We start from the raw sequence: 17,286 nt of genomic DNA, 5'->3' as shown, positions 1-17,286 counted from the left end.
ACTCCTGTCCCCTTCCTAAATGGATCGGTCCATTCCTAAATGGATTCGTCCAGGCCCGGAACGACCCGTGCGGGAACCCCGGCCCACGTTTCGCGGTCGGGCACGCGCTGCATCACGGCGGAGCTCATTCCGATGTGCGAATAGTCCCCCACGCTGAGCCCGTCCCCAACGCCGGCGTTCATGCCGAGGTCTGCAGCCCGGCCGATGCGCGCACCCTCCCCTACCGAAACGCGGGGCGAGAGCGTGGCGAAGTCCCCTACCCGGACGCCGCAGCCCACATTGGCCTGGGGCTTCACCAGCACGTGGGAGCCGATGCTGGCCTGCGGGGCAATGGTGGCGTTGCGCATCACGATGCTGCCGGGGCCAATCCGGGAATCCCGGGGCACGCGCACGTCGGGGTCCACTACTGTGGCGTACCTGTCGTCGCCCACGCCGAGCAGGGACATTCGGTGGACGAGCGCCTCCCGCTCGCGGCCGCCGGGGAGGCATACCGTGAACAGAGCCTGCCTGAAGGCACGGGCATCGGTGATTGCACCCATCACTACAGTGCCGTCGATGGAGGTGCCCAGCAGGCGGGCGTCGTCATCCAGGATGCCCAGGACGTCGTATTGCCCGCTGCTGCGGACTGCTGCAAGAACTTCACGGGCCAGCCCGGTCATGGCCAGCAACATCAACTCGGTCAAGGTGCGCTTCTTCCAGCCCCTGCACGCAGTGCAGGACATTATGCGGCCCGTTCACCTGCTGCTTGATAACTGGCTGTCCCAAAACCCTATGCCGGACCTGCCCGGTAAGAAAGGCTTCCACGGCTGAAGACTCCGCCCGCTGACGGCGCTCTAGCACGAGTCAGGATTTTATGGGGATCTCTTGATCAAAGCTTGAGGATTTGGAGGTCTTTAGCTTGAGCGGTGTGGTGAATAGTTGCAGGTGCCCGGGCGGCGTTTTGAAGTGGGCGCCGCCGGGCATTCCCACCATTTTTCCGGCTTGGTCCGATTTCCCGATCTCCCGATTTTCAGTCCGGGCGGCCCAATCACCGGCCCAATTACCGGTCCAGCGGGTCCAGCCGCTTGCGCAGCAGGCAGAACTCGTTGCCTTCCGGGTCCTGCAGGACGTGCCATTGCTCCTCGCCGGTCTGCCCCACATCCGCAGGCCGTGCGCCTAGCGCCAGCAGACGTTCCAGTTCGGCGTCCTGGTCCCGGTCCACCGGGTTGACGTCGATGTGCAGCGGAAGCCTCCCCACGCGCGGATTGCTGCTGGGGCTAAGGAAGATCGTTGGCTGCAATCCGCCGAATCCGGCGTCCTGAGGTCCGATCTCAATCCCACCGTCCTCCCGGTCAAGCTCCACATAGCCAAGGACGTCACTCCAGAACCGCGCGAGCAGTTCGGGATCGGCACAGTTCAGGACCAGTTCACTGATACGGCATGACATGGTGCCAGTGTACGGAAGGGCTAAATCCCCAGCTGGCTGACACGGGAGGGAATGCGCGACGGCGGGACGCGCCTTCCGGAGCAGGCTCGGCTTCCGCGGGCCTATCTTTCGATCCTGCTGCCGGTCCCGACCCGGTTGTCCATGACGCGTTCGGCCTCCCCGACCCGCATATTCCTTCCCGATCTGCCCCTCCATTCTCGACGCACATCTATCCCTGCGCGGCCTCAATATCGGGTGCGCATTTGAAGGTGGGCATCGGAGGTGAACATACCAGTCGCCCGCATCGCGCGGCCAAAAAAGCCGGCTCGGCGGCAGGCGGTGCCGCTGCTTGGGGGTGTTGCAGCGGCACCTTCTTCCGCCGAACCGGCGGTACTTAAGGGGCCGGCGACGAGCGCCACCGTGGGTGAGACCAGGCCCGCGGAACTGATCGGGGCGAAACTGGACGGGGTGTTGCACTCGGAGGAGGAGGCGGCCGTCTTGGCATTCACCCCGACATAGCTGGCAAGGGTTCCACCGTTGACGTTGGCGATGATGGGCTGGGCTGCGGTGATCGCGGTATTGAACTGGCCGCCGGCGTTGGTGTTGTTGGTAACCACCACTCCGCCATTGACCGACGTGCCCGGACCCAGGGTCCCGACGGGAGACAAGGTGAGGGTTGCAGCGGTCCCCTTGGTGAGGGTCATGTTGGTCAACAGCCCGGTGTTGACCGCCTTCAACGCTACATCGAACGATGCCGACGTGATGGTTCCCGGGGAGGCCGAGGCTGCCGCGCTCCACAATGCGTACGACCCCTGCACCGTGAACAGGCCGAGGACCACTGCGAAGGCGGTGAGTGCCGCCGCCTTCAGTCTGCGCTTGGTGCGCATGGTCCCCTCCTGGTCGTCCTGGTACTGTCGCTGATCACGGTGCGGGTGGCCGTTCAGCCACCCGTGGGTTACGACTAGGAAGCGACCTGCTGGGACAGAGTGAAACCGACGCTGTTGAAAGTTCAACTCGGCTCTGACCTGCGCTTTTACGCCAGCGACCCTGTTCCCACAGCGCCCGCCGAACCAGGGCAGCAACTTACTTTCGGACGGCCAGCGCAGCGTCAAGGATGTCGAGGGCGTTGGCGCGCATGACCTCGAACGCCTGGTCCGGCGGGAGACCTGCCACATCCCGCAGCCAGACGTACGGTTCAATCCCGGCAACTGCACGAAGCCGGACTGCCAGGCCGGCGGTGTCGATCCCGGTGCCGGCGGCTTCCAGCGGGGCAAGGGCATCCCGGTACCAGCCGATGGCCCTTCCACCGCGAAGGGTGGGTCGGGCAGCGCCTGGGGTGAGGGACAGCCGCAGGGCAGCCCGCAGTTGCGGCTCCCAGGTGCGGATGAACTCGAAATGAGCGTCGAGGGTGTGCGCCAGGCGGGTACGGACGTCCGACGGCGGCTCCCCGCCCAGCAGCGATCCGACCCCGGTCTCGGGCAGCGCCGCGTGCAGGAGGGCTTCCTTGTCCGGGAAGTACCGGTAGGCAGTGGTCCTGGAGATGCCGGCAACAGCGGCCACCTCTGCAACCGAAGGATCCTGCCCTTCCTTCAAGAGGTCGCGCAGGACGGCCACCAGCGCCTCTCGGGTGCGCGACTTCTGCCGGGCCCTCCCCGTCTCCAGATATTTTTCATTGTGGCGTCCGGGCACGGGTCTTATGATACATACGTACCGACATGGTACTTACGTCCCATATAGCATTCCAGGGGTTCCCGTGGCTGATCCCATTGCAGTGAATCCGCAGCACTACCGGCTTGTTTTCGAGAACGACCGGGTCCGCGTCCTTGAGTACAGCGACGGGCCAGGGGACAGCACCGGCGTCCACTCCCACCCCGACAGTGTGATGGTCACGCTCAGCTCCTTCACCCGCCGCCTCCGGTCGGGAGGCCGGGAAGTCGATGTGGAATTGCCCGCAGGACGGGCCCGCTGGCTCGATGCGCAGGAGCACGCCGGCACTAATACCGGTTCCACCCCTACACACTGCCTTTTTGTTGAGCTGAAGGAACCGCGCCCGGAGACCACCGGCGGCGAGGACCAGCAGCCGCCGGAAGCGCACACCGGCCGCCTTGGTCCTGCTGATTCTTAGCACCCAGCGGGCTGACCGCAGGGAAGCCGATGAGTCCTGTCCCTACGCCTGGTCCCCGGTCAGCAACAGCCGGCACCAGGCATCGGCCAGCCAGTTGGCGAACCGTTCCGGGGTCCATCCGCGCTGGCCCACCAGCAGTACCCAGTACTCCGGCCCGTTCATGCTCCAGACCGCATCAGCAAGCTCAGCGGCCGGCCGGTCTGCCCGCAATTCCCCGGTAGCGGCGAGATCTTCAACAAACTTCAGCATGTTCGCCGCGCGCCGGTCCGAGATCTCCCGCCAAAGTGCAGCGCAGTCGGGGTCGGTCCCGGCGGCGTCGCGCAGTGCCACGTAAACCGGCGCGAGCCGGGGCTGGATGGCCGCCAGGGCGTGGGCGTAGATGGAGATCTTCTCCGCCGCGCGCTTCGCTTCCCGCAGGCGTATGACGTAATCCCGTCGTTCTGCGGGAACTGCCTGCCCCGTCCCGGAGATGGCTGCTTCCACCACCTCCCGCAAGAGGTCCGGCTTGCGCCCGATGGTGGCGTAGACAGTGTCGACGGCGACACCCGCCCGCCGTGCGATGCCCGCCACGGTGGTGGAACGGTATCCCTCCCCCACAAACAGTTCACGTGCGGCAGCCAGCACCGCACCGCGGGTCGCGGCCGCCTGTTCCTTCCGCCGCGGCGAGTGGTAAGAGCGGGCAGGGGCATTGACTTCACTCATCGCCGGGCCTAGCCTTAATTCATCCGAATGCTATTCGGATGAATCTTAGCAGGAAGCCCCGGCCCGCGAAGAGTCCTCCCAAAGAAGCAGAGGCGCAGGGAATAAACCAGTAGCGGCCCGGGGCGGAAGGGCAGGGCATCATGTCAGAGCACTTCGAGACGGTTGTGGTGGGCGGCGGCCAGGCAGGCCTGGCCATGGGCTATCATCTGTCCCGCCTGAGGGGCCCCTTCGTCATCCTCGACGAGAACGCCAGGACCGGGGACAGCTGGCGCACCCGCTGGGACTCCCTCAGGCTCTTCACCCCCGCCCGGTACGACGCCCTCCCCCGCAGCCGTTTCCCCGCCCCGCCCTGGTCCTACCCGTCCCGGGATGAGTTCGCGGATTACCTCAGCAGCTATGCGGAAACGTTCGCGCTGCCGGTCCGGAACAACGTCCGGGTCACCAGCCTCACCCACAACGGACGCGGCTTCGTCATCGAAACCGGGAACCAGTGCCTCGAAGCGGACAACGTGGTGGTTGCCCCGGGCTGGGACCGGACGCCCAAGGTGCCGACCTTCGCACAGCAGCTCGCCCCGGACATCCGGCAAGTCACGGCAGCAAGCTACAGGAACCCCGGCAGCCTGGCCCCGGGCCCCGTCCTGGTGGTCGGTGCGGGCAACTCGGGCGCGGACATTGCCCTGGAGCTGGCTCCGGACCGCAAGACCTACCTCTCGGGCAGGCACCCTGGCGAGATCCCCTGGCCCATCGACGCTGCGGCAACCCGCCCCCTCACCCTCGCCGTCTTCTTCGCATTTTCCCACGTCCTGAACCTCAATACGCCGGCCGGCCGGAAGGCCCGCCCCCAGGTTCTTGCACACAGCGGGCCACTGGTCAGGGTGAAGAACCGCGACCTGCTGCGTGCCGGCGTCGAACGCGTCCCCAGGACGGAAGGCACGCAAGGCGGCCTGCCGATGCTTGCGGATGGACGGACACTCGACGTCCCCAACATCATCTGGTGCACCGGCTTCCACCCCGGCCTGGAATGGATCCACCTGCCGGTATTCGGCCCGGGCGGCGAACCGGAGCAGGACCGCGGCGTGGCCAAAGCCCAGGCGGGACTGTATTTCCTGGGCGCCACCTTCCAGCAGTCGCTGGCGTCCTCCATGGTTAATGGCGTGGGCAGGGACGCGGCCTTCATCGCCCGGCGCATCGCGGCACGCACGCCACAAACATCGGCAGCACCGCAGCCACGCCACGGCGTCAGGACGGAAGGTTCAGCTGCTCCACAATGATCCGTGCGGTCGCGGGGTCGCCCAGGATCTTGAAGTGCCCGGCGGCCGGAAGCTCGATGTTGGTGGCCCCGGGCAGGACGCTTCCCTCCGGGATGTGCGGATCGAAGGGGCCGTAGATGGACGTGATCCGGCTGTTGATGGTCAGCTCGCGGGACATCTGGAGAGTCAGGGTATTGCGCGGAGAGAAGATCCGCAGGCTGGGCAACAGCATGTACCGGGCGTAGCGCGAGCCCGAAAACGGCGCGCACACGGAGATCATCCGGTCGATCCGGTGCTCCGGGTCCAGGGCCAGCATGGTGTATTTGCCGATCAGCCCGCCCTTGCTGTGCGCCACCAGGATGGCGCCGCGCAGCCCCGCCTCCTCCAGGTGCTGGGCCACCAGCTTGGCGGCGTCCGGCACCTTCAGTTTGTTGCGCTGGAGCACGGTGACCACGTGGACGGGATGCCCGGCGTCGTGGATGGCCTGGATGACCGGCATCATGAACTGCCAGTTTTCATACACGCCGGGGATGATCACCACGGGTGCGCGGGACCCGTTGCGGAAGGACGCCGGCTGCACGCGCGACAAGAAGCCCCGGACCTGCCAGCCCGCGGCGTACACATAGTCCTGCGCCCACCACACGGCCTTCTGCAGCGGACTGATGCGGGCAACGGTGCCTGGATCACTCATGTGTCGAGAATATCCTCGCCGGGCGCGCTACCCACCAACCGGACCCGCAAACACGCCCGCAGCAACTAGTAGTTGCGCCGGTGCTTCAGGCGGGGAATCACGACGGCGAAAACGCCCGCCGCCGCGAACCCCAGGATGCCTGTGGCTGAGATCCCCGGGCCCAGGGAGGCGAGGGCGGTCACCCCGGAGAGGAGCACGGGGCCGCCGGTGGATCCGGCGTCTGCCATGAACCGCCAGAGGCCCAGGAACTGGCCGCGGCCGCGGTCCGGCGAGAAGTCGGCGCCCAGGGTCATCACCAGCCCCGAACTGATCCCGTTGCCGAACCCGATCAGCAGGGCCGCCAGCAGCAGCCCAACAAACGATCCGGTCAGCGGAATCAGGAGCAGCGCGGTTCCCATGAGCAGCGTGGACGGGACGGCCACCCATTGCCGGCCTTTGCGGTCCATCAGCTTTCCGGCGGGATAGAAGACCAGCATGTCGATCGCTCCGGACAAACCGTAGATGAGGGACGCCGAGGTGGCGTCCATGCCCAGATGGTCGGACCAGAGCGGGATCACCACCTGGCGGGAAGACCGCAGCGCGCTGAGCAGCAGGATGCCCACGCCCAGCGAAAGGAACACGCCCGCGTGCGAGACCGCAACACTCCGAAGCGTGGGCTGGGGACCGCAGTCCCCGCCCAACCGGACTTCCGGCGTCGTAAGATCAGGGATGGTGAGGGACAGCAGCGCGGCGGCCGCCATGGCCACCACCCCCACCCAGTAGGCGCCGGCGATGCCCAGGAACTGCATCACCGCTGCCCCCGCGAACGGGCCGATGAACACGCCGATCCGGTTCACTCCGCCCAGTGTGGACAGCGCCCGGGCGCGGAACGCCACAGGCACCGCCTCGGTGAGGTACTTTTGCCGGGCCAGGCCAAACACCGCCCCGGACATCCCGACGACGGCCATCGCCGCCGCGAGCAGCCACAGTCCGTTCGAGGCCAGGGCGGAGGCAGCGGCTGCTGCTGCCAGGGCCAGGCCGGCGGCGACGGCGGCGGCCACAATGGACCAGCGTTCACCGAAGCGAAGAGTCACCAGGGACGCGGGCAGGTTGAAGAACCAGGACCCCAGGCCTATCAGCGTGACGATCAGGGCGGCCACCGCAACCGAGGCGCCGAGTTCGCGGGCGGACAATGCCACCACCGGAAGGATGGCGCCCTGCCCGATTCCGAAAAGGAGTGTAGGCCCAAAGGCGGCCACCGCTATACTGCGCAGGCTGAAGGGTTCGGGGTCAGGGGAAGTCATCAGATTTATCCTATGGCGGCCCGCTTCGGACCCCCTGCATTGGAGAGGGGGCCTGGCATGGGGGTCCCTGCGCGGCCCCGCATCCTAGAATCTGCCTAAGCAGCACATTGGAGTGATGCCACATGGCGGAAATGCACGGACCTCCGCGTGAGGAAGGCATGGTGGAGCGTCTTCAGGACCTTGTCCTGAAGACGCCGGACATGGCGAAGCTCCTCCATGAGCTGGTGACCCTCTCCGCCGCAGCACTTTCCGTCCACAGCAGACTGCTCTGCGGCGTCACCATGGTGCGGAAAAAGAAACCGGCAACAGTGGCCACCAGCCATCCCCGGGTCAAGGCGATGGATGAGCTGCAGTACGCCTACGGCGACGGGCCGTGCCTGACCGCCCTGCGGGACCTGGAGACCATCTACATCCCCACGTTGCATGAGGAAAGCCGCTGGCCCCACTACTGCTCCACGGCCTGGTCCGAAGGCATCCGTTCCATTTTGTCCGTCCCGCTGCCGCTGGAAGGGGAGGCGAGTGCGGCACTGAACCTCTATGCAGCCCAGACCCACGCGTTCAGCGACGAAGCCATTGGGAAGGCGCAGGAACACGCCGCCCGGGCATCCAAGGCACTGCGCCTGGCCGTGCGCCTGACGCAGCTGGCAGAGGACCGGGAAAACCTGACCGCAGCACTGGAGTCGAGGACCATCATCGACTTGGCAACGGGAATCATCATGGCGCAGAACGACTGCAGCCAGGACACTGCCGTCCGGATCCTGCGGAGCGCCTCCAACACCCGCAACCGCAAGCTTCGGGATGTTGCCGCATTGCTGGTGGCCTCAGTGGGCAAGGATCCCAGTGTCATCACCCACTTCGACTGAGAGCAGTGCTGTCAGCGGGCCCGCGGCTCGAGCCCGGCAAGGGCCCGGAAGAAGTTCACCACCTCAACGATGGCGCCGATGATCGAGCCGACGATGCCGAGCACCAGGAACACCCGCACCACCACCGGCCAGCCGGACCAGCTCGTGCCGAAGTCGAAGGGGAAGACCTCCCACACCCGCAGCAGGGCGGCCACGCCAATGCCCATGACCACCAGGTTTCCCAATGCCAGGAGTGCCCTGGAATGGATCACCGCGCAGACCAGGTTCACGATGATGCCCGCGATCAGGGAGGCGTTGATGAGGTCGAGGACGCGGGCGGTATCCGCGGTGAGGAAAGGCACAACCTGCCAGCCCGGCCAGATGTTGATTCCCCACAGCAGCAGGGCGTTGATCACGGCGGAGCCAACATTGCCGCTCCGGCTGGTGGAAGTCCTGTCCGCCATGCCACCCAGAGTGGCGCCGGGTGCACTGTCCCCGGAAGTGCCGAAGGTCCCAACCGCCGTTGGGACGGTGGTCAACCAGCAGGTTATGGGTTAGGTCAGTAGCCCGCCAGGAGTTCGGCCGCCTTGCCGTTGGCTGCAGCGTTCACCAACTCTTCCGCCACGATATGCAGCTTGGTGTTGGCGTGCTGGCTTCTGGTGGCCAGGACCTGGAATGCAGCCGGGCCGTCCACGGCCTGCAACACCATGACAATGCCCTTGGCCTGTTCAATCAGGGCTTTATGCCCGTAGGCGCCCTCAATGGCTTCCTCCGCCGCATGCTGGGATTCGATACGCAGGCTCTGGGTTACGTCCACCATGAAACCGCGGACGTACTCCACCTGTCCCGAGGGTTCGGCCGCAACCTGGATGGCAGAAAAAACACGCCGTTCCTTGCCCCTCACATCAATGACCCGGTGCAGCAGCGCGCCCTGGCCGCCACCCTTTAGAAGGTCCTCCCAGAGCGCGAGCACGGGCCCACGGTCCAGCGGGTGCTTGTGCGCCATGAACAGTTCGAAGGTGGGCACCACCTCACCCTGCTTCAGGCCGTGGATCCCGAACATGCCGTGGGACCACTCCATTTTCCCGGAAGAAACATGCAGTTTGAAGGTCCCGGAAGGACACTCCGCGGAGGGCTGCAGCGGATAAAGATAAGTATCAAGCTTCGACCACATACATTCCTCCCAAGCTCAGGCGCGCCTGCAGCATTCCAACGGCACCCACCATAACGGAAGAGTCTGAAAGGCGCCCGTCATATTCGCCCAGCAGTGGCCGGAAAAGTAAAGGGGGTCACAAACTCCCGGGACGGAGTAATGTTCGCCCTATGGGGCGCTGGTGATCTGCGCCCACAGCCAAGGGGAGGTCATTTCATGGGTGAAGTGTGGATCCGCACGCTGGGCAACGGGCTGGTCCGGGCAGATCGAGTCACCGAGATTACATCCAGCCGCGGGTCCCTTCAGGAGGACCGCGGGTATTCACTCAAGGTCATTGTGGACGGCAAGAGCCACGTGCTGATTGACGACGGCGGGCTGCAGGGTTCCCTGCCCGAGCGGCTGGAATATGCCAGGCACCTGGAGGACGCACTGCTGCTGGCCATCGACGAATCGCGCGGGAGCGACGCGTCCATGGTGATCTCGTACGAGCCGGAACGCGAGCGCTGGTCGGCTGCTCCCGTCTCAGTATTAACGGGAAGGCTCCCCGAAGTCGTCTGACCCAGGGAGCACTTCCCGTCAGCCAAAACCTAGCTGTGGGTCGGTTCCTCCACCAGGGCGGTGGCGATGCTCGCGGCGTCCTCCAGAGCGGCGAGGAAGCGTTCGGCGTCCAGGGCTGCGGCGCAGCCGGTGCCGGCGGCGGTGATTGCCTGGCGGTAGCGGTGGTCCACGGCGTCGCCGCAGGCAAAGACGCCGGGCAGGTTGGTGACAGTGGTGGGTGAGTCCACCTTGATGTAGCCTTCCTCGTCCAGGTCCACCTGGCCTGCCACGAGTTCAGTGCGCGGCAGATGGCCGATGGCGACGAAGATGCCGGTGGCATCCTGGTGCCGCGCTTCACCGGAGCGGGTGTCCGTGAGGGTGACGCCGCTGACCTTGCCGTCGCCGTGGATGGCGGTGACGGCCGAGTTCCAGGCAAAGCGGATCTTGGGGTTGTCCTTGGCACGCTGGGCCATGATGCGGGAGGCGCGCAGTTCGCCCTTGCGCACCACGACGGTGACGGACTTCCCGAACCGGGTCAGGAAGGTTGCTTCCTCCATGGCGGAGTCGCCGCCGCCGACGACGATGATGTCCTGGTCACGGAAGAAGAACCCGTCGCAGGTGGCGCACCAGGAGACGCCGTGGCCGCTGAATTTCTTCTCCTCCGGAAGGCCGAGTTCCTTGTAGGCGGAGCCCGTGGCCAGGATGACGGCGCTGGCCTCGTAGGTCTCCCCGCCGCCGGTGACCACACGCTTGACCGGACCCTTGAGGTCAACGGACGTGGCGTCGTCGTACTCAATGCGCGCGCCGAACTTTTCCGCCTGCTGCTGGAGCCCGTCCATCAGCTCCGGGCCCTGCACGCCGGCGGGGAAGCCCGGAAAGTTCTCCACTTCGGTGGTGTTCATCAGCGCGCCGCCGGCGGTGACGGACCCGGCCAGGACCAGCGGGTTAAGGCCGGCGCGGGCGGCGTAGATGGCGGCGGTGTAGCCGGAGGGGCCGGAGCCGATGATGATCAGCTGTTCTTTGCTCATTGCTTGTCCTTCGGTGGCGGTACTGCTGGGCACGTCTGATTCTTTCACTGCTCCGCAAACTGAGAGGAAACTCCATCTGGTGTAACAAACGTCACTATGTTGCGCGCATCACATCCATTGCCTAATCTAAATGAGGCTTAAGCAAACAGGCCATGCAAGAAGCTGCAGCGTCGCAGCCAATGCCGGGGAAGGCTTTACATCTTGAACTCTAAGCTGAACATCGTGGTCCGGGTGGATCTGGACCATAGCAAGGCCCAGGTGATTGCGAAGGGGCATATCACCATCCACAGCGTCAACGCCCTCTATGTCGTGGCAAAGCGTGCCAACTCCCTCAAGGGAGGCCTGGACCTGGAGCTCGACATCTCCAGCGCCCTGGTGGATGAGGAGGCGATGGACATGCTCCACACCGCCGCCGAGACACGGCACCTGCCCGCAAGGATCGATCCGGACCAGGCACCCTGCACCCTCAGCGTGCTGGCCGAGCGCCGATATCCGCGTCACACGGCAGCCCGCCTGGCCGCATAAACCTTCCGGCCGCTCGCCGCGCCCACATTTCGGGCCAGAGCCGGCCGAACCTTTGCTCTGATCTTCCGCTCCCAACAGCCCGAAGTGCAGCTGCATCTGAACATACGGATGGCTGCACTTCGGGACTTGGGGCCTCCCTGCCGGAACCGGCCGTTCATCAGAACTGCGGAGCCGTACCAGGACTTAAAGCAGTCGAACGCCGCCGGTCAGGATCTCCTGGAGTTCCTCGCCGGTAAGGCCGGCAGCCTTGCCGAGGGCCTCCGGGGCTGCACCCAGCCGGGACGCGGTCCGGACGGCGCTTTCAAACCGCTCCCGCACCGCGTCCATTTCCCACTGCAGGCTTTCCAGCATGGCTGATTCCAGCCGGACTGCCTCCATGGAGTCGGCCGTGATGCCCACGTCCAGCTTGAAGCCGCAGGCGCAGGTCCATTCCCTGCAGTCCAGTTCCGTGGGCGCCCAACTCAGCGAGGGCAGGGGCACCGGACTGGCGGTCATTGCGGTGCCGCAGTGGAAGGGTGCGGCCGGGTCATCGAGGGAGAACGCCGCATCAGGCAAAGCAGCGGCGGGATGGTTCCAAGCGATTTGGGTCCGGGACTCCTGCTGATGCTCACCGCGGTTTCCGGCATAGGGGGACTCTCCATGCGTTTGTGGTTCAAGTACTACAGTCATATCGATCCATCCGCCGTCCGCTAGCCAACCAAGTATGTAGCTAGTCTAACTACAATGGCCCCATTGTCTACCGTGCAGCAACGCTGGGTGTGGCATCGATGGCATCCACAGCTTCCCGCATCCGATCCAGGAAGCGCACCACCGCTTTGAGTTCCTCCGGGGAGAGGGATTCGGCCGCCTCCAGCATGCGCTTGTGCATCTGGTTCAGGTTATGGTGCACCTCTTCATCAGCTCCCGGGGCCGGCCGGAGAATTACGGCACGCCGGTCCGTGGGATGGGGATGCCGTGTTACGTGGCCGGCGGCCACCAGCCGGTCCGCGAGGCTGGTCATGGAGGCGGAGGTTATGCCCAGGCGGGCGGCAAGTCCGGTGGGGCGGATTTGTGCACCAGTCGCTTCCGCGTCGAGGAGGTAGCGGAGGGCCAGGAGGTCGGTCTCCCCCATGGCGACCGAGGAGCGGGTACGCCTTCTCATGGCGCTTTCAGATGTCCGGAACTCCCGCAGCGCGTTGAGTACGTCAACGGGCGCGGGTGCGGCTTCCGCCCCGGCCCGGTACCGGTAGCCTTCGCTTGCACCATGTGGGTTCATGCAAATTCCTTCGATACCCTAGTTGCTTGCCCGTCTAACGATAAATGGTAGCCGAAGTGGCGTCGTCCCACTTCCATCAACGACAAAAAGCACAAGCAGCAGGTAGCCGCGGAGCCGGCGCAGAAAAGTAGAGTACCGGCTACTCGTGCCGCTGCCTGCCCGTGCCAATAGGTTTCTATGCAACCCACTGCACTGATAGCCGGTGGGGTAATCGAATGGGGGTGCAGGGTGGCGGTTGGCCCGGCAAACAACAAAGGGCCCGAACGGCACGGGTTCCTGCTTGACCTGGTGACAGGGGCCGACGGCGAGGCAGGGTCCCTGCAGATGCTCGCCGACGCCGCCGCCAGCTGGGTCAGTACCACGGCGGGCGCGGCGATTCAGTGTGCCGTCGTGCTGCACCGGCAGCGGTCCTGTCCTGTCACTGCGGGAAGCACACCAGGCGCGGCGGGCCTCGCAGCGTGGGAGGACGAGCACGGGGATGGCCCAGCAGCATTGGGTTCGGCACTCGTTTCTCCAACAGTGATCAACCAGGCCGGGGGGCGCTGGCAAGCATACCGGAAGCGGCTGATGGACAGCGGCTTTGGCTCAGCCCTGGCGGTTCCCCTGAAGCTCAACTCCGGGGCCGCCGGTGCCCTGGTCTTCCTGGCCCCCGCCAATTTCGCATTCAACGCCAAGCTGGTTAGCGAAGCAGCCTGGTTCTCCGAGGTGGCATCGCACAGCCTGAAGCTGGCACTGGACGTGCACGGCGTCATCCGTGCCGGCGACAACCTGAAGCAGGTGCTCGAGAGCAGGACAAGCATCGATGTCGCCTGCGGAGTACTCATGGCCCAGAACCGCTGCTCCTACGCAGAGGCCTTCAGCAAGCTGGCCGGCACCTCCAGGAACCGCAACCTCAAAGTCCGCAGTGTGGCGGACGGCATCCTGCGGGCAATGCCCAGCGGCGCGCCCGGCACGCGGTTCGAGCCCCCGGCCATCGCCTAAAAACCAGCCACCAGATACTGGGGGCGCAAGATCACGGTGCGGCGGCAGTAACGTGCTGCCTCAGTACTAGGGTCGGGCCCGAGCCCGGATAAGCCCTGCCGCCACCAGTCCTGCACACCCGAGTGAAGCCAGCATGCCGCCAAGAGCCACGACGTAATCGGTAATGGTCATTGTCCTGCACCCCTCCCCTACTGCCTGATGAGCCCAAGCTACGCGGCAAAACTCAGCGTTCCCTGAAGGATCACCGGCAGGTTTGGTCAAGATCCGATTAAGGAAAACTGCGGGGAACCACATATCTGGACCCGTGACCTTCTCTTTATCACGGCGTTCCGTATTATTCATGCATGTGGACTAAACAAAGCCAGAGTTTCTGCCCCACCTGCGGCAGGACCACCAAGCACGTCACCCACTTCCAAAAGGACGACGCCGGCTCCCTGATTGCGGACGTCCGCTGTGCCGAGTGCCCGGAGGTTGCGGGGGCGGTCGCCTAGGTAGCTGCGTGGCCGGCTCCATTAGGACTGGAGTGCATGCTCCCGTGCCTGCTTTACGGGACGGGCAGGCGGGACCGCGCCTTCCGGGCGGGTGACCGCCAGGATCACCCCGATCCCTGCCAGGGAGGACACCATGGCCGAGCCGCCGTAGGAGATGAACGGCAGCGGCACACCTATCACGGGCAGCAGCCCGCTGACCATGGCGATGTTGATCACCGCCTGCCCCAGGATCCAGGTGATCACGCTGCAGGCGACGATCCGGGAAAAAGTGTCCGTGGTCCGGGCGATGGTTTTGAACACGGCAATGGCCAGGATGGCGAACAGGCCCAGCACCAGCAGCGTGCCCGCAAGGCCAAGTTCCTCCCCGAGGATGGAGAAGATGAAGTCGTTGTGGGCTTCCGGGATCCAGTTCCACTTCTGCCGGCTCTGCCCCAGGCCCACGCCGAACCAGCTGCCGGAGGCCAGGGCATACGCGCCGTGCTGTGCCTGGTACCCCATGCCCTGCGCGTCCTCGTCGGACCCCATGCCCAGCCAGGAGGAGATCCGGCCCATCCTGTTGCCGCTGGTGGCTGCGAGCACCAGGGCTAGCACCACGCAGATCAGCCCGGCCACGGAGAACACCTTCATCCGCACGCCGCCGTAGAACATGGTGGCGGCGAGGATCATCATGATGATCATGGTGGTGCCCAGGTCGTGCCCCAGCGCCACGATGCCCATAATCAACGCTCCGGCCGGCGCCAGGGGGATGACCGCGTGCTTCCACTGCCCCAGCAGGGCCTGCTTCCGATCCAGGATCCCGGCACCCCAGACAATCAGCGAGAGCTTGGCGAACTCGGACGGCTGGGCAGTGAAACCTCCCACGCTCAGCCAGTTCCGGTTGCCGTTCACGGACATGCCCAGCGGGGTGAGCACCAGGACCAGGGCAACCAGGGAGCCGATCAGCAGCCACCAGCCCAGCCACCGGACCCGGCGCACGGGCATCCGCGCCAGCACCAGCATGATCACCACGCCGGCCACAGTCCACATGGCCTGCTTCAGGGGAAGATCGTACGGGTTGTTTCCTGCCGCCACGGATTCCACGGACGACGCCGACGCCACCTCCACGAGTCCGATCGCCGAGAGCGTGAGCACCACCGCCAGGATCAGCGGCCGCAGGCGGCCCGGCGAGTCATCCTCCAGCCACACCGCCAGTTTGCCCAGCCCGCGCCGGGCAGGAGTGCCCGTCACCCGCTCCTTTTGTCCTGTACTCATCTGTCCGATCCTCAGCCTGCACACTGGGCTTCCCGCAGGGCCGGACCCACGGCCCGGGCGGGTACCGCCGAAAAAACAGCGTACGCCGACGCCGGGGCCTGGGTAGGCCGGGACACCCGTCAAGTCAAGGGTTCCGGCAAATTGCCAGCTTGGGCTTGTAGGGTGGCGGGAACCTGTCCCCTCCCGAAGGTCATTTTGTCGTGTTCGGTTCCAGAAAATCCCCCGGCCCGGAACAGGAAGCCGCCAGCTCTGCTGCCTACCCCGGCCAAGGTGAGCTGTACGCCGCCAGTTCGGGCCGCCGTCGGCCTCTCCGCCGCGCCCCAGGCTGGGTCAAGGTCCTCACCGCCGTGGTGTCCGTGCTGCTTTTGGGCGTCCTTGCCTTCGGCGGCTACTGGGCCTGGCGCCTGCAGTCCAACATCAGCACCTCACAGCTGTCCGCGGGCGGGCAGCGCACCGAAGGGGCCGTGAATGACAGCATGGACCGGCTGCAGATCCTGGTGCTGGGCTCGGACACCCGGAGCGGCAGCAACAGCCAGTACGGCACTGCGGACCAGTCGTCCGGCTATGGCCAGTCCGATGTGATGATGCTGCTGGACATTTCCGCGGACAACAAGCACGTCAACGTTGTCAGTTTCCCCCGCGACCTGCTGGTGGATGTTCCGGAATGCACGGATTCCAAGACCAACCAGACGTATCCCGAGCAGAAGAGCGCCATGATCAACGGCGCCATGGCCCAGGCCGGAATCGGCTGCGCGGTGGACACGGTGAACAAGTTGACGGGCCTCGAGGTGGACCACTTCATGATGGCGGACTTCAACGCTGTCAAGGAATTGTCCAATGCCGTCGGCGGCGTGGAGGTCTGCGTGACCGAAGCCGTTAATGATCCTGATTCGCACCTGAACCTGCCCGCCGGCACCTCACAGGTGCATGGGGAACAGGCCCTGGCATTCCTCCGCACCCGGCACGCCTTCGCGAACGGCGGCGACCTGGGCCGCATCCAGGCCCAGCAGGGCTTCCTGGCCTCGCTCAGCCGCAAGCTCAAATCCGAGGGGACCCTTGGCAACCCGCAGAAGGTGCTGATCATCGCGGACACCATCACCAAGAACCTGACGGTGGACTCCGGGCTGTCCTCGGTGCCGTCGCTGCTGACCATCGCCAACCGGCTGAAGAACATCGATCCGGCCAACATCAACTTCATTACCACGCCCACGGTTCCCTCACCGCAGGACCCCAACCGGCTGGCACTTGATGAACCGGCGGCGTCCAACTTCTTCAAGGCCCTGCGCAACAGCCCGGACCTGAGCCAGCCTGCCCCTACAGCACCAACCGAGACACCGGCCACGCCGGCAGCACCTGCCTACGACAAGTCGCTGCAGCCGGTCTCCGTCGCCAACGGCACCGGCGTGACGGGCCGCAGCAAGGCGATCGCCGGGCTGCTGACCGAGGCCGGGTTCACCAAGCTCACCCAGCTTCCGGCCCAGGTGACGAGCCAGACCATGGTGTACTACTCCGCGGGATTCGAGGACGTGGCAGCGGACGTTGCAGGGCTGTTCGGCCTGCCGGCAAGCAGTGTCCAGCAGGTTGCGAACATCCAGGGCGTGCAACTGTACGCCGGCACGGACTTTGCGTCGGGCACCAAGCCCGCGGCGCCGCCGTCGTCCGCTGACTCCCCCGGAAGCGTGGTGGCGCAGACGGGCGGCGACCAGAAGTGCCAGTCGGCCAACCCGCTGGGATAACCCTCCCCTTCGCGCGAGATGGCAGTTCACC

General features: G+C 65.5%; 22 protein-coding genes. 9 read left to right on the top strand and 13 right to left on the bottom strand.

Going from position 1 to position 17,286, the window contains the following annotated elements; all coding sequences use genetic code 11:
* Window positions 1–35: 35 nt before the first annotated feature.
* Window positions 36–683: an acetyltransferase gene (locus QF031_RS04175; RefSeq protein WP_307424509.1), complete on the bottom strand. Its 648-nt coding sequence runs from the start codon at window positions 681–683 to the stop codon at window positions 36–38.
* On the opposite strand from QF031_RS04175, the gene QF031_RS04170 reads away from it, so the two are divergent.
* Window positions 658–810: a hypothetical protein gene (locus QF031_RS04170; RefSeq protein ID WP_307424507.1), complete on the top strand. Its 153-nt coding sequence runs from the start codon at window positions 658–660 to the stop codon at window positions 808–810. The genes QF031_RS04175 and QF031_RS04170 overlap by 26 nt on opposite strands.
* Before the next feature lie 229 nt (window positions 811–1,039).
* Here the strand turns inward: QF031_RS04170 and QF031_RS04165 are convergent, their stop codons facing one another.
* The 3 genes from QF031_RS04165 to QF031_RS04155 form a co-directional block, all read right to left on the bottom strand.
* Entirely contained in the window at window positions 1,040–1,426 is a 387-nt protein-coding gene (locus QF031_RS04165) for a VOC family protein (RefSeq protein WP_307424504.1), read from the bottom strand.
* Between the two features lie 224 nt (window positions 1,427–1,650).
* Window positions 1,651–2,292 carry a hypothetical protein gene (locus QF031_RS04160; RefSeq protein ID WP_307424501.1) on the bottom strand — a complete coding sequence of 214 codons (642 nt, stop codon included), beginning with the start codon at window positions 2,290–2,292 and terminating at the stop codon, window positions 1,651–1,653.
* Window positions 2,293–2,488: 196 nt separating this feature from the next.
* Window positions 2,489–3,094, bottom strand: coding sequence for a TetR/AcrR family transcriptional regulator (locus tag QF031_RS04155; RefSeq protein ID WP_307424498.1), 606 nt, complete (start codon window positions 3,092–3,094; stop codon window positions 2,489–2,491).
* 64 nt (window positions 3,095–3,158) lie between these two features.
* On the opposite strand from QF031_RS04155, the gene QF031_RS04150 reads away from it, so the two are divergent.
* The gene (locus tag QF031_RS04150; protein WP_307424495.1) at window positions 3,159–3,530 is read left to right on the top strand and encodes a cupin domain-containing protein; all 372 of its coding nucleotides are present in this window, start codon (window positions 3,159–3,161) and stop codon (window positions 3,528–3,530) included.
* 42 nt (window positions 3,531–3,572) lie between these two features.
* On the opposite strand, the gene QF031_RS04145 is transcribed toward QF031_RS04150, so the two are convergent.
* Entirely contained in the window at window positions 3,573–4,232 is a 660-nt protein-coding gene (locus QF031_RS04145; RefSeq protein ID WP_307424494.1) for a TetR/AcrR family transcriptional regulator, read from the bottom strand.
* Window positions 4,233–4,372: 140 nt separating this feature from the next.
* Between QF031_RS04145 and QF031_RS04140 the strand changes: the two genes are divergently transcribed.
* On the top strand, window positions 4,373–5,503 hold the full coding sequence (locus QF031_RS04140; protein WP_307424491.1) for a flavin-containing monooxygenase: 1,131 nt from the start codon (window positions 4,373–4,375) through the stop codon (window positions 5,501–5,503).
* On the opposite strand, the gene QF031_RS04135 is transcribed toward QF031_RS04140, so the two are convergent.
* Both QF031_RS04135 and QF031_RS04130 read right to left on the bottom strand, forming a co-directional pair.
* On the bottom strand, window positions 5,472–6,173 hold the full coding sequence (locus QF031_RS04135; RefSeq protein WP_307424489.1) for an esterase/lipase family protein: 702 nt from the start codon (window positions 6,171–6,173) through the stop codon (window positions 5,472–5,474). The two genes, QF031_RS04140 and QF031_RS04135, sit on opposite strands and share 32 nt — an antisense overlap.
* A 65-nt stretch (window positions 6,174–6,238) precedes the next feature.
* Entirely contained in the window at window positions 6,239–7,456 is a 1,218-nt protein-coding gene (locus tag QF031_RS04130; protein ID WP_307424487.1) for an MFS transporter, read from the bottom strand.
* Window positions 7,457–7,578: 122 nt separating this feature from the next.
* Between QF031_RS04130 and QF031_RS04125 the strand changes: the two genes are divergently transcribed.
* Window positions 7,579–8,319, top strand: coding sequence for a GAF and ANTAR domain-containing protein (locus QF031_RS04125; protein ID WP_307424484.1), 741 nt, complete (start codon window positions 7,579–7,581; stop codon window positions 8,317–8,319).
* Window positions 8,320–8,330: 11 nt separating this feature from the next.
* On the opposite strand, the gene QF031_RS04120 is transcribed toward QF031_RS04125, so the two are convergent.
* Together QF031_RS04120 and QF031_RS04115 are read right to left on the bottom strand one after the other, a co-directional pair.
* The gene (locus tag QF031_RS04120; protein WP_307424480.1) at window positions 8,331–8,762 is read right to left on the bottom strand and encodes a hypothetical protein; all 432 of its coding nucleotides are present in this window, start codon (window positions 8,760–8,762) and stop codon (window positions 8,331–8,333) included.
* A gap of 95 nt (window positions 8,763–8,857) precedes the next feature.
* Window positions 8,858–9,472: a PAS and ANTAR domain-containing protein gene (locus tag QF031_RS04115; protein ID WP_307424477.1), complete on the bottom strand. Its 615-nt coding sequence runs from the start codon at window positions 9,470–9,472 to the stop codon at window positions 8,858–8,860.
* Window positions 9,473–9,667: 195 nt separating this feature from the next.
* Between QF031_RS04115 and QF031_RS04110 the strand changes: the two genes are divergently transcribed.
* Window positions 9,668–10,009 (top strand): hypothetical protein, encoded by a 342-nt coding sequence (locus QF031_RS04110; protein ID WP_307424474.1) that lies wholly within the window; start codon window positions 9,668–9,670, stop codon window positions 10,007–10,009.
* 29 nt (window positions 10,010–10,038) lie between these two features.
* Here the strand turns inward: QF031_RS04110 and trxB are convergent, their stop codons facing one another.
* Window positions 10,039–11,016 (bottom strand): thioredoxin-disulfide reductase, encoded by a 978-nt coding sequence (trxB, locus tag QF031_RS04105; RefSeq protein WP_307424470.1) that lies wholly within the window; start codon window positions 11,014–11,016, stop codon window positions 10,039–10,041.
* Between the two features lie 201 nt (window positions 11,017–11,217).
* Here trxB and QF031_RS04100 point away from each other — a divergent pair, with 201 nt between their 5' ends.
* Window positions 11,218–11,541 carry a hypothetical protein gene (locus QF031_RS04100; RefSeq protein WP_307424468.1) on the top strand — a complete coding sequence of 108 codons (324 nt, stop codon included), beginning with the start codon at window positions 11,218–11,220 and terminating at the stop codon, window positions 11,539–11,541.
* A 183-nt stretch (window positions 11,542–11,724) separates the two neighbouring features.
* Here the strand turns inward: QF031_RS04100 and QF031_RS04095 are convergent, their stop codons facing one another.
* Both QF031_RS04095 and QF031_RS04090 read right to left on the bottom strand, forming a co-directional pair.
* Window positions 11,725–12,210: a hypothetical protein gene (locus tag QF031_RS04095; RefSeq protein WP_307424465.1), complete on the bottom strand. Its 486-nt coding sequence runs from the start codon at window positions 12,208–12,210 to the stop codon at window positions 11,725–11,727.
* 67 nt (window positions 12,211–12,277) lie between these two features.
* A complete protein-coding gene (locus QF031_RS04090; protein ID WP_307424463.1) occupies window positions 12,278–12,796 on the bottom strand; it encodes a MarR family winged helix-turn-helix transcriptional regulator in 519 nt (172 codons plus the stop codon).
* 228 nt (window positions 12,797–13,024) lie between these two features.
* Between QF031_RS04090 and QF031_RS04085 the strand changes: the two genes are divergently transcribed.
* Window positions 13,025–13,777: an ANTAR domain-containing protein gene (locus QF031_RS04085; RefSeq protein WP_307424460.1), complete on the top strand. Its 753-nt coding sequence runs from the start codon at window positions 13,025–13,027 to the stop codon at window positions 13,775–13,777.
* Window positions 13,778–14,121: 344 nt separating this feature from the next.
* The gene (locus tag QF031_RS04080) at window positions 14,122–14,268 is read left to right on the top strand and encodes a hypothetical protein (protein ID WP_307424457.1); all 147 of its coding nucleotides are present in this window, start codon (window positions 14,122–14,124) and stop codon (window positions 14,266–14,268) included.
* A gap of 21 nt (window positions 14,269–14,289) precedes the next feature.
* On the opposite strand, the gene ftsW is transcribed toward QF031_RS04080, so the two are convergent.
* The gene (gene ftsW, locus QF031_RS04075; RefSeq protein ID WP_307424456.1) at window positions 14,290–15,519 is read right to left on the bottom strand and encodes a putative lipid II flippase FtsW; all 1,230 of its coding nucleotides are present in this window, start codon (window positions 15,517–15,519) and stop codon (window positions 14,290–14,292) included.
* 200 nt (window positions 15,520–15,719) lie between these two features.
* Between ftsW and QF031_RS04070 the strand changes: the two genes are divergently transcribed.
* A complete protein-coding gene (locus QF031_RS04070) occupies window positions 15,720–17,255 on the top strand; it encodes an LCP family protein (RefSeq protein WP_307424454.1) in 1,536 nt (511 codons plus the stop codon).
* Window positions 17,256–17,286: the final 31 nt, after the last annotated feature.

The organism is Pseudarthrobacter defluvii (assembly GCF_030816725.1).
Lineage (GTDB): Bacteria > Actinomycetota > Actinomycetes > Actinomycetales > Micrococcaceae > Arthrobacter > Arthrobacter defluvii_A.
The sequence above is the reverse complement of the archived record's forward strand: the minus strand, read 5'-3'. Positions and strand labels throughout refer to the sequence as shown.

Coding starts and splice junctions, on each gene's coding strand:
- QF031_RS04140 (WP_307424491.1), top strand. CDS start 4,373: ATGTCAGAGCACTTCGAGACGGTTGTGGTGGGCGGCGGCCAGGCAGGC.
- QF031_RS04110 (WP_307424474.1), top strand. CDS start 9,668: ATGGGTGAAGTGTGGATCCGCACGCTGGGCAACGGGCTGGTCCGGGCA.
- QF031_RS04080 (WP_307424457.1), top strand. CDS start 14,122: ATGTGGACTAAACAAAGCCAGAGTTTCTGCCCCACCTGCGGCAGGACC.
- QF031_RS04115 (WP_307424477.1), bottom strand. CDS start 9,472: ATGTGGTCGAAGCTTGATACTTATCTTTATCCGCTGCAGCCCTCCGCG.
- QF031_RS04160 (WP_307424501.1), bottom strand. CDS start 2,292: ATGCGCACCAAGCGCAGACTGAAGGCGGCGGCACTCACCGCCTTCGCA.
- QF031_RS04170 (WP_307424507.1), top strand. CDS start 658: ATGGCCAGCAACATCAACTCGGTCAAGGTGCGCTTCTTCCAGCCCCTG.
- QF031_RS04120 (WP_307424480.1), bottom strand. CDS start 8,762: ATGGCGGACAGGACTTCCACCAGCCGGAGCGGCAATGTTGGCTCCGCC.
- ftsW (WP_307424456.1), bottom strand. CDS start 15,519: ATGAGTACAGGACAAAAGGAGCGGGTGACGGGCACTCCTGCCCGGCGC.
- QF031_RS04125 (WP_307424484.1), top strand. CDS start 7,579: ATGGCGGAAATGCACGGACCTCCGCGTGAGGAAGGCATGGTGGAGCGT.
- QF031_RS04165 (WP_307424504.1), bottom strand. CDS start 1,426: ATGTCATGCCGTATCAGTGAACTGGTCCTGAACTGTGCCGATCCCGAA.
- QF031_RS04095 (WP_307424465.1), bottom strand. CDS start 12,210: ATGACTGTAGTACTTGAACCACAAACGCATGGAGAGTCCCCCTATGCC.
- QF031_RS04130 (WP_307424487.1), bottom strand. CDS start 7,456: ATGACTTCCCCTGACCCCGAACCCTTCAGCCTGCGCAGTATAGCGGTG.
- QF031_RS04145 (WP_307424494.1), bottom strand. CDS start 4,232: ATGAGTGAAGTCAATGCCCCTGCCCGCTCTTACCACTCGCCGCGGCGG.
- QF031_RS04135 (WP_307424489.1), bottom strand. CDS start 6,173: ATGAGTGATCCAGGCACCGTTGCCCGCATCAGTCCGCTGCAGAAGGCC.
- QF031_RS04090 (WP_307424463.1), bottom strand. CDS start 12,796: ATGAACCCACATGGTGCAAGCGAAGGCTACCGGTACCGGGCCGGGGCG.
- trxB (WP_307424470.1), bottom strand. CDS start 11,016: ATGAGCAAAGAACAGCTGATCATCATCGGCTCCGGCCCCTCCGGCTAC.